This is a genomic window from Xanthomonas boreopolis, from assembly GCF_046529185.1.
In the GTDB taxonomy this organism is placed as follows: Bacteria; Pseudomonadota; Gammaproteobacteria; order Xanthomonadales; family Xanthomonadaceae; genus Pseudomonas_S; species Pseudomonas_S boreopolis.
The window spans coordinates 631,863-646,591 of sequence record NZ_CP097162.1; the positions used below are offsets into that span (position 1 = coordinate 631,863).

The 14,729-nt window shown below is 69.9% G+C and carries 16 protein-coding genes and 1 tRNA gene; 11 read left to right on the forward strand and 6 right to left on the reverse strand.

From position 1 onward, the window contains the following. Nucleotides 1-276: 276 nt before the first annotated feature. The 3 genes from M3M27_RS02860 to M3M27_RS02870 all read right to left on the reverse strand — a co-directional run bounded on the left by M3M27_RS02860 (nt 277) and on the right by M3M27_RS02870 (nt 3,953). Complete coding sequence (locus tag M3M27_RS02860; RefSeq protein WP_434027096.1) at nt 277-711, reverse strand: hypothetical protein; 435 nt, start codon at nt 709-711, stop codon at nt 277-279. Between the two features lie 30 nt (nt 712-741). Further along, a complete protein-coding gene (locus M3M27_RS02865) occupies nt 742-3,075 on the reverse strand; it encodes a DPP IV N-terminal domain-containing protein (protein WP_434027098.1) in 2,334 nt (777 codons plus the stop codon). 101 nt (nt 3,076-3,176) lie between these two features. After that, entirely contained in the window at nt 3,177-3,953 is a 777-nt protein-coding gene (locus M3M27_RS02870) for an NAD(P)H-dependent oxidoreductase (RefSeq protein WP_434027099.1), read from the reverse strand. An 85-nt stretch (nt 3,954-4,038) separates the two neighbouring features. On the opposite strand from M3M27_RS02870, the gene M3M27_RS02875 reads away from it, so the two are divergent. After that, nucleotides 4,039-4,812: a LysR family transcriptional regulator gene (locus tag M3M27_RS02875; RefSeq protein ID WP_434027100.1), complete on the forward strand. Its 774-nt coding sequence runs from the start codon at nt 4,039-4,041 to the stop codon at nt 4,810-4,812. A 222-nt stretch (nt 4,813-5,034) separates the two neighbouring features. On the opposite strand, the gene M3M27_RS02880 is transcribed toward M3M27_RS02875, so the two are convergent. Next, nucleotides 5,035-5,877, reverse strand: coding sequence for a class I SAM-dependent methyltransferase (locus M3M27_RS02880; protein ID WP_434027943.1), 843 nt, complete (start codon nt 5,875-5,877; stop codon nt 5,035-5,037). Nucleotides 5,878-6,220: 343 nt separating this feature from the next. Between M3M27_RS02880 and M3M27_RS02885 the strand changes: the two genes are divergently transcribed. The 3 genes from M3M27_RS02885 to M3M27_RS02895 all read left to right on the forward strand — a co-directional run bounded on the left by M3M27_RS02885 (nt 6,221) and on the right by M3M27_RS02895 (nt 8,794). Continuing rightward, the gene (locus M3M27_RS02885) at nt 6,221-6,598 is read left to right on the forward strand and encodes a PepSY domain-containing protein (RefSeq protein WP_140725974.1); all 378 of its coding nucleotides are present in this window, start codon (nt 6,221-6,223) and stop codon (nt 6,596-6,598) included. A gap of 68 nt (nt 6,599-6,666) precedes the next feature. After that, nucleotides 6,667-7,350 carry a response regulator transcription factor gene (locus M3M27_RS02890; protein WP_140725978.1) on the forward strand — a complete coding sequence of 228 codons (684 nt, stop codon included), beginning with the start codon at nt 6,667-6,669 and terminating at the stop codon, nt 7,348-7,350. Nucleotides 7,351-7,420: 70 nt separating this feature from the next. Further along, on the forward strand, nt 7,421-8,794 hold the full coding sequence (locus tag M3M27_RS02895) for an ATP-binding protein (RefSeq protein ID WP_434027944.1): 1,374 nt from the start codon (nt 7,421-7,423) through the stop codon (nt 8,792-8,794). Nucleotides 8,795-9,196: 402 nt separating this feature from the next. Here the strand turns inward: M3M27_RS02895 and M3M27_RS02900 are convergent, their stop codons facing one another. Then, nucleotides 9,197-9,937 (reverse strand): zinc-dependent peptidase, encoded by a 741-nt coding sequence (locus M3M27_RS02900; RefSeq protein WP_140725981.1) that lies wholly within the window; start codon nt 9,935-9,937, stop codon nt 9,197-9,199. A gap of 29 nt (nt 9,938-9,966) precedes the next feature. Further along, the gene (locus M3M27_RS02905; protein ID WP_434027102.1) at nt 9,967-10,257 is read right to left on the reverse strand and encodes a hypothetical protein; all 291 of its coding nucleotides are present in this window, start codon (nt 10,255-10,257) and stop codon (nt 9,967-9,969) included. Between the two features lie 140 nt (nt 10,258-10,397). Between M3M27_RS02905 and birA the strand changes: the two genes are divergently transcribed. From birA to M3M27_RS02940, 7 genes are all read left to right on the forward strand, one after another. Continuing rightward, complete coding sequence (gene birA, locus M3M27_RS02910; protein WP_140725987.1) at nt 10,398-11,363, forward strand: bifunctional biotin--[acetyl-CoA-carboxylase] ligase/biotin operon repressor BirA; 966 nt, start codon at nt 10,398-10,400, stop codon at nt 11,361-11,363. Continuing rightward, the gene (locus tag M3M27_RS02915) at nt 11,360-12,094 is read left to right on the forward strand and encodes a type III pantothenate kinase (RefSeq protein WP_140725989.1); all 735 of its coding nucleotides are present in this window, start codon (nt 11,360-11,362) and stop codon (nt 12,092-12,094) included. The genes birA and M3M27_RS02915 overlap by 4 nt, the downstream gene beginning before the upstream one ends. A 50-nt stretch (nt 12,095-12,144) precedes the next feature. Continuing rightward, nucleotides 12,145-12,840 carry an SPOR domain-containing protein gene (locus M3M27_RS02920; RefSeq protein WP_434027103.1) on the forward strand — a complete coding sequence of 232 codons (696 nt, stop codon included), beginning with the start codon at nt 12,145-12,147 and terminating at the stop codon, nt 12,838-12,840. A gap of 16 nt (nt 12,841-12,856) precedes the next feature. Then, nucleotides 12,857-12,932: transfer RNA gene (locus tag M3M27_RS02925), tRNA-Thr, on the forward strand. Between the two features lie 303 nt (nt 12,933-13,235). Next, nucleotides 13,236-14,159, forward strand: a complete 924-nt coding sequence (gene rocF, locus M3M27_RS02930) for an arginase (protein ID WP_140725996.1) — start codon at nt 13,236-13,238, stop codon at nt 14,157-14,159. A gap of 114 nt (nt 14,160-14,273) precedes the next feature. Further along, nucleotides 14,274-14,426, forward strand: a complete 153-nt coding sequence (locus M3M27_RS02935; protein WP_140726000.1) for an entericidin A/B family lipoprotein — start codon at nt 14,274-14,276, stop codon at nt 14,424-14,426. A gap of 79 nt (nt 14,427-14,505) precedes the next feature. Then, complete coding sequence (locus M3M27_RS02940; RefSeq protein ID WP_140726003.1) at nt 14,506-14,640, forward strand: entericidin A/B family lipoprotein; 135 nt, start codon at nt 14,506-14,508, stop codon at nt 14,638-14,640. Nucleotides 14,641-14,729: the final 89 nt, after the last annotated feature.

Below are 14,729 nucleotides of genomic sequence, written 5' to 3' on the forward strand. Positions count from 1 at the left end.
GCGAAGGCGGGAAACGCTTCTCGGCAGCCGAATGGCTGATCATCCAGCGACTTTTCCGCCCTCTATCCGACCCACGTTATCTTTCTACCGTCGTCCCCGTGCAGGCGGGGACCCAGTGTCTTTCCCACTCCGTATCCGGCCAACGCTATCTCTCTATCGTCATTCCCGCGAAAGCGGGAGGCGCTTTTCAGCAGCCGAACGGCTGATCATCTATGGACGTTGCTGTTGGGGCTTCTCGCAATAGCAATAAAGGCAAAAGCTTTCGCCTTTGGCGAGTTACTTTTCTTTGCTTGTGCAAAGAAAAGTAACCAAAAGAAGCGCTTCACAGCAGCCGAATGGCTGATCAAGCACACCCCGCCTTCGCGCCCGCAGCTGCGCTGCGGGTCCGCGGAGCCGGCGGATTTTTCGACGCGACATCCTGTCGCGGCGAAAAACGACGTGCTCGTCCGCTACGCGGCCGAGTCCGGGGCATTCGCCGCGCGGCGAATGCCCGCCCGCCGGGGCGAAGCAGTGCTTCGCCCCGGCGAGCCCATGCACGTCGCCCTTCGGGTGTTTCCCGCCGGCTCCGCCGCTTCGGAGGGGGCCGCGCCGCAGTGACATTCGTAGGCCATAGTGGTTGGCGCGCCGCCGCGCGAGGAAGTGTTGCCCAATCCAGAGCAAAATCACGAGCAACAGCAACAGCAACAGCAACAGCAACAGCAACAGCAGCAATTGCGGTGATTACCGCTGCCTCACGACCATTCAATCCTTCGGCATCGGCTTCATCGCGTAGTCGCGCGGTGGCACGGCACCCATCAGGTGTTGGACGAAGTAGTCCCAGCGGCGCCGGGTGACGTAGGGGGCGTATTCCTCGCCGTAGGCGTGGCGGGCGTTCGGCAGCATCAGCATGTCGAAGTCCTTGTTCGCCTTGATCAGCGCCTGCGCCATCAGCAGGGTGTGGTCCGGGGGGACGTTGTCGTCGAGGGTACCGTGCACCAGCATCAGGCGGCCCTTGAGCCGGTCCGCCAGCGCCGGGTTGGACTGGTTGTCGTAGTTGGTCTTGCCGTCCCTGTCCGTGGTCAGCAGGCCCTGGTATTTCTCGCCCCAGGCGTCTTCGTAGAGGCGGTTGTCGTGGTTGCCGCTCTCGGACCAGGCGACCTTGAAGAAGTCCGGGTAGCGCAGCATCGCGGTGGTCGAGGCGTTGCCGCCGCCGGAATGGCCCCAGATGCCGACCCGCGTCAGGTCGATCCACGGATGGCGCCGGCCCAGTTCCTTCAGCCCGGCGACCTGGTCGGGCAGGGTGTTGTCGCCCATGTCGCCGTACCAGGTGTCGTGGAACGACTTGGAGCGCCATGGCGTGCCCATGCCGTCGATCGCGACCACGATGAAGCCCAGCTCGGCCAGCGCCTGGTTGCCGCTGTGGTCGACCAGGAAACCGCGGCCGCGCACCGAGCCGGTCTGCGGGCCGGGATAGATGTAGTCGACGATCGGGTACTTCTTCGACGGATCGAAATGGGAAGGCTTGAACAGCGTGCCGTACAGGTCGGTCTTGCCGTCGCGCGCCTTCACCGTGATCGGTTCCGGCGGCACCCAGCCGATCGCCTTCAGCCGGCCGATGTCGGCCTTGGCCACGGTGGCGAGGGTGCGGCCGTCGTCGGCGGCGCGCAGCACCGCGACCGGCGGGGCGGCGTTGGTCGAGTAGCTGTCGACGAAGTGCGTGCCGTCCGGCGACAGGCTGATGACGTGGTCGGCCGGCTCCGGCGAGAGCAGCACCGGCGCGCCGCCGTCCAGTCCCACCTTCCACAGCTGCTGGTAATAGGGATCCAACCCCGGCGTGCGGCCGACGGCGCGGAACCAGGCGGTGCGCGTGGCCGGGTCCACCCGCAGCAGCTCGGTGACGTTGCCTTCGCCGGTGGTGATGGCGTGCTTGGGCTTGCCGGTGTCCAGGTCGTACAGGTACAGCTGGCCCCAGTCGCTGCGCTCGGAGAACCAGATCGCCTCGCGGCTCTCGGGCAGGTAGGCCCAGTTGGCGCCGACCTGGCCGCTCTCGTAGTAGGTCGGCACGGTCTCGTCGAACACGGTGCGCACCGCGCCGGTGGCCGCGTCGGCGATGCGGAACCAGGCCCGCTTGTAGTCGCGTGACACCGACACGAAGGCAAAGCTGGCGCCGTCGCCGGCCCACTTCACGTCGGTCAGCACGCCGTCCGGCGCGCAGGCCAGGTCGTCGCAGAGCGTGGAGCGGCGCTGGTCGGGATCCATCCGCAAGCGCACTACCTTGCGCGCAGGCACGTCGACCACCACGCGCTCGATCGTCGCCACGTGCTCGTCGCCGGCCAGCGGGTACTTCCACGCTTCCAGTTCCGGATGGCCGAGCCTGCTCTTGACCATGTACATGTCGCCGACCTGGCGCTGGTCCTGGCGATAGGTGGCGATCTTCCGCGAATCCGGCGACCACGCGACGATGGCCTTGTCGCTGTGCGACCAGCCGGCGTTGTCGGTCGCGTAGCCGTGGTTCTCGGTGCCATCGGTGGTGAGCTGCGTTTCCCGGCCGGTGGCGAGTTCGCGCACCCACAGGTTCCAGTCGCGCACGAAGGCTTCCAGGCGCCCGTCCGGCGAGGGCGTGCCGGGTTCCGGCTTGTCCTTGGCGTAGACCTTGGCGCAACGCGCCCGGGTGTCGCAGAACACCGCAGTGCCGCGCACGCTGAACCGGTAGCGGCCGTCGGCCGCCCGGCGGATGCCGCGGATCGGCAGCCTGTCCGGGTCCAGCGGCCGCTCGCCGGTGCGGAGCAGCCGGTCGAGCGTCCTGGCCAGCGCCTTCTGGTCGAACAAGGGCGTGGCCCGGCCGGTGGCGACGTCCATGCGCATGAGGCGATCGCCGCCGGCATCGTGGTCGATGTAGGCGAAATGGCCGGCGTCGAGCCAATCGACCCGGGTCACCGCGTGGTCCACCAGCGGTTGCGCCAGGTAGCCGAGCATCCGCTCGGCGCGGGCGTAGTCGGCTTCGCCGATGGCGGGGGGCTGGGCGGCGGCCAGCGCCGGCAGCACGGCGAAGGCGAGGGCACCGAGCAGGCGGTGCATGACGGAGGATGCGGGCATCGATGGTTCCAGGAGCGAAGGGCGCCGCGCTCGCGCGCGAGCGCCCGATGCTACCGGCTGCCGGGGTGCCGATACCCTGCCGGAAGTCGTGGCGCGGCCGCTCAGCGCAGGTGCGCGGCGAAACCTTCGACGCCGGGGGCGAGGTCGTCGCGCAGGGTCAGCGCCGGGATCGCGTAGTCGCCACCGTTCTGGCGCCGGAACGGGATGGGCGCCGTGGTCGCCAGCGTGTCCAGGCGCTGGCCGAGTTCGTCCTTCACCTGCGCCAGCCGCTGCGCGTCCATGCGGCCGCTGCGATAGACCACGTACGGCGGCAGCACGTCGAAGCCGGGGTAGTAGAGGATGCCGTGCTGGATCGGGAACAGCAGGTCGTCGATCGGGCCGTTGATGCCGCGCGCGGCGTAGTGCGATGGCCAGCCGCCGGCGGTGACGAGCAGCATCGCGCGCTTGCCCGCCAGCATGCCCTCGCCGTAGCGGTCGCCCCAATGCGTGTCCGAATGCTCGCCCACGCCGTAGGCGAAGCCATAGGCATACACGCGCTCGACCCAGCCCTTGAGGATCGCCGGCATCGAGAACCACCACAGCGGGAACTGCAGGATCACCGCATCGGCCCAGCGCAGCTTGTCCTGCTCGGCGGCGATGTCCGGGCTCTGGCGGCCGTGCAGGAACGCGTGCTGCGAGTCCAGCGAGGGATGGAAGTGCGCGCCGACCGGCGGGTCGAGGCTGTCGGCGGCGTCGAGCGTGGCCTTCCAGCCCATCGCATAGAGATCGGACACCTGCACCGCATGGCCGTTGCGGCGCAGCCGTTCGACGGCGAAGTCGCGCAACGTGCCGTTCAGCGAATGGGGCTCGGGATGGGCATGGACCAACAGGACGTTCATGGGGGCGTTCTCGTGGAGGGAGGCGCCCAGCCTGCGCACCACGGCACTATAGTGGAAATGAATTCTCGAAATTGCAGCCATTGCCATGGTTAATTTCAGGCGGCTCGACCTCAACCTGCTGCTGACGCTGGACACCTTGCTGGAGGAGCGCAACGTCACCCGCGCGGCCGAGCGCCTGCACCTGTCGCAGCCCTCGGTCAGCGTGCAGCTGGCCAAGCTGCGCGATGCGCTCGGCGACCCGCTGTTGCTGCCGGGACCGCGCGGCATGCGCCCCACCGCGCGCGCCGAGCAGTTGCGGGCGCCGCTGCGCGAGGCGCTGGATGCGTTGCAGCAGGCGGTGGCGGCGGAGGCTCCGTTCGATCCCGCGCGCGCGAAGGACACCTGGCGGGTGGCCGCGACCGACTACGGCGCATCGACCATCGTGCAGCCGGCATTGCAGCGGTTGCGCCACGCCGCGCCCGGTACGCGCCTGGCGGTGGTGGACATGGTGCCGGCGCGGATCGCGCGGCAGGCCGAGCAGGGCGAGATCGAGCTGGCGTTCCACATCGCCAGCGACGCGCCGCCGACGCTGCGCAGCCGCAGCCTGTTCACCGAGCGCTACGTGCTGGCCGGGCGCGCCGGCCATCCGCGGCTGCGGCGCAGGCCGACATTGGCGCAGTTCTGCCGGCTGGAACACGCGATCGTCTCGCCCGACGGCGGCGGCTTCCGGGGGGCGACCGACGAGGCGCTGGCCGCGCTCGGGTTGGCGCGCGAGGTGGTGCTGTCGGGGCCGCACTTCCTGTTCCTGGTGGATGCGCTGGCGGGCAGCGACCTGGTGGCGATGCTGCCGGAGCGGCTGGTGCGGGGCAGCCGTCGTTGAAGGCGGTCGAGGCGCCGCTGGAGGTGGCGGGATTCGAGATGGTGATGTTGTGGCCCGAGCGGGTGCACCGCGATCCGGCGCACCGTTGGTTGCGCGAGTGCATTGCGTCCTCGGTCTAGGCGGTTCTGCCTTCCTCGCTCGGATAGAAGCTTTCGCCTTCGGCGAGCCGATGTGGCCAGCACGGAATCGCGAGCAACGGCAGGGCGCCGGGATCGGGTGGGCTCAACGGCGAACGGCCAGCACGCCATCTAGTGCGAGCTGTGCCTTGAAGCCTGCCTTTTCCAGCCGTCGCGCCACTTCGCGCGGGACGTCGCGGCCGCTGGTGAGCTTGTTGGGGCTGCCGGTGTAGTGGAACAGGCGGCCGCCCTTGCGCAGGACGCGGGCGAGGTGGTCGTAGAAGACCTGCGAGTACAGTTCGCCGGCGATGCCGAAGCGGGGCGGGTCGTGCAGCACGGTGTCCACGGAGGCGTCGGCCAGCCGCGCGATCGCCTGCGAGACGTCGGCGTGCTGCAGGTGCAGGCGCCCGCCGCTCGCGGGGGCCTCAGGGTCCGGTGACCAGGGGTTGAGGGTGCGCAGCCACAGCACGTCGGCGTTCTTCTCGAACGACTGGATCCGCGCCGTGCCGGCCTCCAGGCAGCAGGCGGCGAAATAGCCCAGCCCGCCGCAGGTGTCCAGCACCGTCCTGCCGCGCGGCTCGACCAGCGCGACCTTGCGGCGGGCGTCCTCGAGCGGGGATTCCTTCATCGTCGGCAGCATCTTGATGCCGTCGATCTCGAAGGTCGGGGCTCCCCATTCTGTCGGCACCAGCTTGATCAGCGAGCCGGAGAAGCGCGAGACCGGGCTGAAGTCCTCCCCGTCCCAGTAGTGGATCGTGCGGTCCCTGAGCTTGCCCGGGTAGGGATAGGGCTGGCCTTGCCACGTCCATCGTTCCGCCCCGAGCAGGGCGGTACCGGTCGAGCGGCCGAGGTCGAGCGAGCCCTGCCAGTCGGGGGCGCCGCCGTCGCGGGCGGCATGCAGGGCGTCGGCGAGCGGCCGGGTCAGCAACGGGCCGGTGTAGTGGGGCACGTGGTCGGGCCTGGGCGGGAGGGGGCGCATCGTAACCGACCGACCCGTCCGGGGGCTGTACCTGAGACGCCTCCGGCCGGGGAGGGCAGGGCCGAAAGTCTTGTCCAGCGGTTGTCCGGCCGGGGTCGTACCAGGTCCCGGAAGCGCCCGGGTGCTTGCATTCCATGGTCCAGATGTTGTTCATTTGACTGAACGCTACATGCTGCGGACGGAAAAGTTCAGATCGGATTCACCCCGAAAAATCAAGAATTTGCCTCGCATTTCAGGGTCTGCGGCAGTTTCGGGAGCCCCTGCGTTTCACGACTTTTGAACCACCCTGAACACTCCGCTAGGATTTCCGGCTGTGACCCATCCCATCCACCGTCTTCGCATCGTCACCGTGGCCGCCGCCCTGGCGTCCGCCGTGGCGGTGCCGGCGTGGGCGCAGGATCCGGGCCTCCCCCCGGAGGCGCGGCCGATCATGCCGCAGGCCGCGCGCAGCGACGGCGGCCGTTCGCTGTCGGAGGCGATCCGGCGGGTGCAGCGTTCGACCGGCGGGCAGATCCTGGGCGCCGAGCGGGTACCGTTCGACGGCCGCAGCATCAATCGCGTGAAGTACCTGGACGATCGCGGTCGCGTCCGCTACATGGACGACCCCACGCCGGAGCGCCCGGCACCGCGCGCGCCGCGTCCTTCGGAGATGCCGGACGTCCGGCTGCCACTACGCGGCGATAACCGGTGAATGCCGATAGTCTGCCGTTACCGACACATCCCAGGCCTGACGGCCACCAACGTAACTAGGGAGAGTTCATGCGTATCCTTCTGGTCGAAGACGAAGCCCCGCTGCGCGAGACCCTGGCCGCGCGCCTGAAGCGTGAAGGCTTTGCGGTCGACGCCGCGCAGGACGGCGAGGAAGGCCTCTACATGGGCCGCGAAGTACCGTTCGACGTCGGCATCATCGACCTGGGCCTGCCCAAGATGTCGGGCATGGAACTGATCAAGGCCCTGCGCGACGAGGGCAAGAAGTTCCCGGTGCTGATCCTGACCGCGCGTTCGAGCTGGCAGGACAAGGTCGAGGGCCTCAAGCAGGGCGCCGACGACTACCTGGTCAAGCCGTTCCACGTCGAGGAGCTGCTGGCCCGCGTCAACGCGCTGCTGCGCCGCGCCGCCGGCTGGAGCAAGCCCACCCTCGAGTGCGGCCCGGTCGCGCTGGACCTGGCGGCGCAGACCGTCAGCGTGGGCGGCAGCAACGTCGACCTGACCAGCTACGAGTACAAGGTGCTCGAGTACCTGATGATGCATGCCGGCGAGCTGGTCTCGAAGGCCGACCTGACCGAGCACATCTACCAGCAGGACTTCGACCGCGACTCCAACGTGCTGGAAGTCTTCATCGGCCGCCTGCGCAAGAAGCTCGACCCGGACGGCGAGCTGAAGCCGATCGAGACCGTGCGCGGCCGCGGCTACCGTTTCGCGATCCCGCGCAACGAAGGCTGACCCTGGCGGCAGGACAGGACACAACGTGGTCGCCCGTTTCTGGTCCGTCCGGCGCTGGCGGCCGCGCTCGCTGCAGGCGCGCCAGCTGCTGGCCGCCAGCCTCAGCCTGCTCGCCTTCCTGGCCCTGGCCGGCTACGCGCTGGACGCGGTGTTCGCCGACACCGCCGAGAGCAACCTGCGCGAGCGGCTGAAGAACTACGCCACCAGCTACGTCAAGAGCATCGAGTTCGTCCGCGACGGCTCGCTCTACATCGGCGAGCAGCCGCCGGATCCGCGCTTCGACGTGCCCGGCGGCGGCGTGTACGCCGAAGTGGTGCGCCCCAGCGAGCGCTGGACCTCGATGTCGGCCGAGGGGCCGGTGCTGCCGCAGAGCGGCGGCATGCTGCGCCCGCGCGAGGAGCGCTTCGAGGGCCCGCTGCCGATGCTGCAGATCGACGGCAGCCAGGGCGAGGTGTACCGCTACGGCATGGGCGTGAGCTACGTCGAGCGCGAGCACGGCAACGAGATCCCCTACACGATCTACGTGATGGAGGACGCGCGCGGCCTCGGCGCGCAGCTGCGCCGGTTCCGCGGCAGCGTGTGGTTCTGGCTCGGCAGCGCCGGCGTGGTGCTGCTGCTGCTGCAGGCCTTCATCCTGCAGTGGAGCCTGCGCCCGCTGCGGCGCGTGGTGAACGAGCTGACCAAGGTCCAGCGCGGCATGGCCCAGCGCATGAGCGAGAACCACCCGCGCGAGCTGGAGCCGCTGACCGACAGTATCAACGCCTTCATCGAGAGCGAGCGCGAGAACCTGGACCGGCAGCGCAACACGCTGGCCGACCTGGCGCACAGCCTGAAGACGCCGCTGGCGGTGCTGCGCACCCAGCTCGACAGCGGCGGGCCCGAGAAGGAGCTGCGCGAGGAACTGGACGTGCAGCTGCGGCGCATGAACAACCTCGTCTCCTACCAGCTGGCGCGGGCCGCCTCGAGCGGGCACACGCTGTTCGCCGCGCCGCTGCCGATCGAGTCCAACGCCGAGGAGATCGTGCGCGGCCTGGAGAAGGTCTACGCCGCCAAGGGCGTGCTGTGCGAGTTCGACATCGACGAGGACGCGCGCTTCCACGGCGAGCCGGGCGACCTGCAGGAACTGCTCGGCAACCTGCTGGAGAACGCCTTCAAGTGGGCGCGCCATCGCGTGCTGCTGACCGCGCGCGTGACCGGCTCCAGCGGCACGCGCCGGGCCGGCCTGGTGCTGGCGGTGGACGACGACGGCCCCGGCATCGCGCCGGAGGACGTGGCCAAGATCCTGCAGCGCGGCGTGCGCGGCGACGAGCGCGTGCAGGGCCACGGCATCGGCCTGTCGATCGTGCAGGACCTGGTCAAGGGCTATCGCGGCGAGCTGCAGGTCAAGCGCTCGGAAGAGCTCGGTGGCGCGCGCTTCGAGGTCACGCTGCCGCCGGGGCTGTGACCCGGCGCCTGCTCCTGCGCGATTGCCCCGAAGTCCGCGAAGCTTCCGGCATCCATTCGATGCGGCCGCGTAGGCGCCGAGGATACGCGCACGTTGTCCGCGTTCCGATCGAGATGGCCATGCAGCTATCCGTTGGAAACCGTGCGCAGTCCTCGGCCGTTGTGAGGGACCTCGGCTGCTGAAAAGCGCTTCCCGCGTTCGCGGAAATGGCGTCGGCAAGGATCCTGGGCTTCGCTCGCGTCCTCGTCCGCCCTGCGGGCACCTTCTTCCGTATACGGGGGAAGGAAACGGCTGCTGCTCAAACAAGACCGGCAAAGCCCGTCGGGATCGAAGTCCTTCCCGCAGAATCCCTCCCGCAAAGTCCTCCCTGCAAAGGACGATCCGCTTCGCAGACAGCCACGCTCAAGCGAACGGCGAAGGACCGTAGAAACGCTCCAGGTGCGCCGCCACGTCCGGCATCTCCTCGCGCAACAACCCCGGCGCCGAAAAATGGTATTCGCTGGCGACGGCGAAGAACTCCTCCGGCGCCTCGGCCGCATAGGCGTCGATCGACGTATCGCGGCCGGCGTCCACCCGTCTGCAGAACGCGTCGTAGCTGCGCTGGAAATCGCGCGCCCACTCGCGCTGCCACTCGCGCGGCAGCAGCGGCGTGCCGTCGAGCACCCCATCGAGCGCATCGAGCTTGTGCGCCATCTCGTGCACCACCACGTTGTAGCCGGCGTTCGGGTCGGCGATGTCGGCGCGCACGTCGGCCCACGATACGATCAACGGTCCCTGCTCCCAGGCCTCGCCGATCAGCTCGTCCTCCCACTCGTGCAGCACGCCCGCCGCATCGACATGGCTGCGATGCACGCGGAACGCGTCCGGATAGACGATCAGCTGCGACCAGCCGCGCCAGCCGCCCGGTCCGAGTTCCAGCAGCGGCAGGCAGCAGGTCGCGGCCAGCAACACCCGGTCGGCGTCCTCCAGCACGAGCCCGCCGATCGGCGAGAGGGTCTTTTCGCGGAGGAAGGCGGCGGTGAGCGCGCGCAGGCGTTCGGCGCGCGCCTCGTCGAGCGCGTGCAGCCACGCGCAACCTTCGCGGGCCGCGCGCCAGAGGGTCTCGTCGATCGTCGCCGGCCTGCGCCGGAACCAGCCGAACACGCCTTGGACTCAGCGCAACACGCCCTGGCTCAGCGGAACATGCCCGGCAGGAAGCTGTGCCAGCGCGGCATGCGCATGCGCGGCACGACCAGGTCGCCGTCGTTGCCGCCGCCCTGGGTGGTGGAGCTGCGCGAGCGCGTGCCGTTGGCGTGCGCCGGCGGGGCGGAGTCGGTGTCGGGAGCGGCGCCGCGCGCGGCCGAGTGCGGTGCGTCCACGCAGGGGCCACGGTCGGGATCGGCATAGCTGCCCGACGCCGCCCAAGCCAGCGTCGGGGCCAGCAACAGGATCAAGCAGGGAGCAACTCGGCGCATCGCGGACATCCGGGTGGCAGGTAAGCGCCCGATTCTAGCGCGGTTTTCGCCCCTGGCGGCAAGCCGGTCGGGGCGGATCGGGGCCTGCGGTCCGCCAGGGCGGCCGCATCGCGCATAATTTCCCGATTCATCTGTGGATAGAACGCCTAGTGGACGATCGCGCACTGCTGGCAAGACTCGCCGCCGGACGCACGTCGGGGGACGCGCTCGCGCGCGAGTTCGGGCTGACCCGGGCCGCGGTCTGGAAGCGGATCCAGAACCTGCGGGCGGCCGGGGTCGAGATCGAGGGCCGGGCCGGGGACGGCTACGGCCTGGCGCATCCGCTCGAACTGCTGGATGCGCAGGCCATCACCGCCCGGTTGCCGGCCGCCGCGCGGGCCTCGCTGGCCGGGCTGGAGATCGCCTGGACGCTGGAGTCGACCAATACCGAGCTGTTGCGCCGGCCGGTACCGGCGCAGGGCGCGCAGGTGCTGCTGGCCGAGCGCCAGACCGGCGGCCGGGGGCGCCGGGGCCGCCAATGGGCGTCGCCGCTGGCTTCGCACATCTACCTCTCGCTGTCGCGGGGCTTCGCCGGCGGCCTGGCGCAGCTGGCCGGGCTCAGCCTGGCGGTGGGCGTGGCCGCGGCCGAGGCGCTGCGCGCGGCGGGGTTCGCCCAGGTCGGGCTGAAGTGGCCCAACGACCTGCTCGCCGGGGGCGCCAAGCTGGGCGGGCTGCTGGTCGAGGGCGGCGGCGAGGTGGCCGGGCCGGCGCGGGCGGTGATCGGGCTGGGCCTCAACGTGCACATGCCGGCGGCGTTCGCGACCGGGATCGGCCAGGCCTGGACCGACCTGGACACGCTGGCCGGGCAAGCGGTGTCGCGCAACCGCATCGTCGCCATGCTGCTGGCGGCCTTGCTGCCGGCGCTGGACGAGTTCGACGCCGGGGGACTGGCCCCGTTCCTGCCGCGCTATGCGGCGCTGGACCTGCTGGCCGGGCGAGCCGTGCGCATCGAGGAAGCGGGCGCGCTGTCCGAGGGCATCGCGCGCGGCCTGGCCGACGATGGCGCGTTGCGCATCGAGACGCCCGGTGGCATGCGCCACGTCCATGCCGGCGAAGTCAGCGTGAGGGCGCAATGAGCCAGTGGTTGTTCGACCTGGGGAATTCCCGTTTCAAGTTCGCGCCGCTGCAGGGCGATCGCGCCGGCGACGTGCAGGCGTGGGCGCACGGTGCCGAGGCGATGGACGCCGGCCTGCTCGCGGCGCTGCCGACCGGCGAGGTGGCGTACGTCGCCAGCGTGGCCTCGGCCGCGCTCACGGCGCGCATGCTGCAGGTGCTCGGCGAGCGCTTCGGCGAAGTGCGCGTGGCGCGCACCGCCGCCGAATGCGCCGGGGTGCGCATCGCCTACGCCGAGCCTGCGCGCTTCGGCGTGGACCGTTTCCTGGCGCTGCTGGGCGTGCGTGGCGAAGGCCCGGTGCTGGTGGCCGGCGTCGGCACCGCGCTGACGATCGACGTGCTGGATGCCGACGGGCTGCATCGCGGCGGTCGCATTTCCGCCTCGCCCACGACGATGCGCGAAGCCCTGCACGCGCGCGCGGCGCAGTTGCCGGCGCAGGGCGGCGAGTACGCCGAGTTCGCCAACGACACGGCCGACGCGCTGGCGTCGGGGTGCGACGGCGCGGCGGTCGCGCTGGTCGAGCGCAGCCTGGCGCAAGCCGAGGCGCTGCTGCAGGCGCCGGTGCGGCTGGTGCTGCACGGCGGCGGCGCGCCGGCGCTGCTGCCGTTGCTGCCGCAGGCCATGCATCGCCCGCCGCTGGTACTGGACGGACTGGCGACCTGGGCGGGCTACCACCCTGCGCCACGCGGCTAGCGGCCGGTATCCGCGCCCCAAGGTCCCGCAACACGCTCTAGAATCCGCCGATGCTCGTACGCGCCCTCATCGTCGTTCTGGCCATCCTCAACCTGGGCGTGGCGCTGTGGTGGTTGTCGCGCCCGGACGCTGCGCCGGCCGTGCCGCCGGTCGCAGGCCATCCCGCCGGCGTGGCGACGCTGGAGCTTGCCGGTCCCGCCGATGCGTCCGCGACGCCTGCCGTGGAGGCGCCCGCCGCGACCGCGCAGGCGGAACCGGCGCCACCGCCGGCGGCCAATGCCGCGCCGCCGGCCGAACCGGAGGCGCGTTGCCTGAGCCTGGGCCCCTATGCGACGCAGGCCGAGGCGCAGGCTGCGCTGGGCCGCGCCGGTGCGTTGCTGGAGAAAGGCCGCCTGCGCGAGGAACACGCCGACGCCAGCGGCGGCTACCGGGTGCTGATGCCGTCGGTCGGCGATCGCGCCATGGCGCAGGCGATCGCCAAGCGCATCGCCGAAGCGGGACTGGGCGATTACTACGTGATCAGCAAGGGCGAGGACAACACCGTCGCCCTCGGCCAGTACCGCAGTCGCGAAGGCGCCGAGCGGCGATTGGCCGAGCTGAAGGCGAAGGGGTTCTCGGCCGAACTGGTCGTCAACGGCCAATCGCGCTGGTGGATCGACGCGCGCACCCGCGCGCCGGGCAAGTCCTTGCCGGCGGCGCTGGGCGCGCCGCGCCAGCGTTCGCTGGATTGCGCGGCCATGCGCTAGAATGCCGGGCTCCCGTGCCGGTATAGCTCAGTCGGTAGAGCAACCGCCTTGTAAGCGGTAGGTCCCCAGTTCGAATCCGGGTGCCGGCACCATCTTCTCCCAGGCCGCGCGCCCCGCCGCGATCTCCAGGGCCGGCGAGCGTCATCGACTCGCTCACGATCGCGCAACATCTTCCTAACAGTCGTTCGCGCATGCTTCGCCTACCAGCTGTGCAGCCGTAGGGGCGTGACCCAAGGCGGCTTAAAGGATGCAGGTATCCGCAGCTGGACCACATTCCCGGCGCGTGCGCGGTGGCTGACGCCACCGCGCACGCGCCGTGCTGTTGCGCTGCCGCAGGAGCCTGCGTATCGCCATCGCTAGACTGCGCTCCTTTGTTTGTTCCGGAAGGAGCCCAGATGACCATGCGATATCCCCCCGTTTCCCTGATCGGTGTGCCGACCGACATCGGCGCAGGCCATCGCGGCGCGCGGATGGGGCCCGAGGCGCTGCGCATCGCCGGCCTGGCCGAAGCGCTTTCCGCGCGCGGCGTGGAGGTGCGCGACGTGGGCAACCTCGATGGCCCGCGCAATCCCTGGCAGGCGCCGGTCGGCGGCTACCGGCACCTCGACGAGGTCGTCGAATGGAACCGCGCGCTGATGCAGGCCAGCTATCGTGAGCTGCAGCAGGGGCGCATGCCGATCATGCTCGGCGGCGACCATTGCCTGGCGATCGGTTCGATCACCGCGGTGTCGCGCTGGTGCCGCGAGCAGGGCAAGACGTTGCGGGTGCTGTGGCTGGACGCGCACTCGGATTTCAACACCAGCGAGGTCACGCCTTCGGGCAACGTGCACGGCATGCCGGTGGCGTGCCTGTGCGGGCTGGGGCCGCGTTCGCTGACCCACCTGGGCGGCGACGCGCCCGCGCTGCGGCCGGACCAGGTACGCCAGATCGGCATCCGCTCGGTCGACCCGGACGAGAAGCGCTTGATCAAGCAGCACCGCATCGACGTGTACGACATGCGCCACATCGACGAGGTGGGCATGAAGAAGACCGTGGAGGCGGCCTTGGAGGGACTCGACGAGGGCACCCACCTGCACGTGAGCTTCGACGTCGATTTCCTCGATCCGAGCATCGCGCCGGGCGTGGGCACCACGGTGCCGGGCGGCCCGAACTACCGCGAGGCGCAGCTGGTGATGGAGATGATCGCCGACACCGGCCGGATGGGATCGCTGGACATCGTCGAGCTGAACCCGGTGATCGACAACCGCAACCTGACCGCGGAACTGGCGGTGGACCTGGTGGAAAGCCTGTTCGGCAAGTCGACCCTAATGCGGGATTGATCGCTGCCTGAACGGTACCGTGGGCGTTCACGCCGATTCGACGGACGCGCAGTCAGATTTGTCGCCAAGCGGCAGGCGTGTGAGCGCCTGCCGCGCCGAAAGAGGATCAAGCCGATGAAACGACTGCTTACGATGACGATGCTGGGCCTGTTCGCCGCAGGCATGCTGAGCGGGTGCAATACCGTGGCCGGCGCGGGCAAGGACATGCAGGGGGCGGGCCAGAAGGTGGAAAACACGGCGGAGAAGTGCAGCGACGGCAAGTGCTGATGCCGTGCTCGGCGGTGGAGAGGCGCCGGTGCGGCGTGCCGCGCCGGCATACGACGACATGACCTGAGGGAATGATGCGATGAAGCGTGCAATGGTTCTGCTGATGCTGGGGCTGTTCTCGGTCGCAACGCTGTCCGGCTGCAACACCGTGGCCGGCGCGGGCAAGGACATCAAGGGCGCGGGCGACAAGATCGAGGACGCCGCGAAGAAGTAGGAGCCTCCCTGCTGTCGACGAGGAAAACGGGCCTTCGGGCCCGTTTTTTTTGCCGATGGCCGACGGCGTTCATGGCGGTGAAAGAGGCC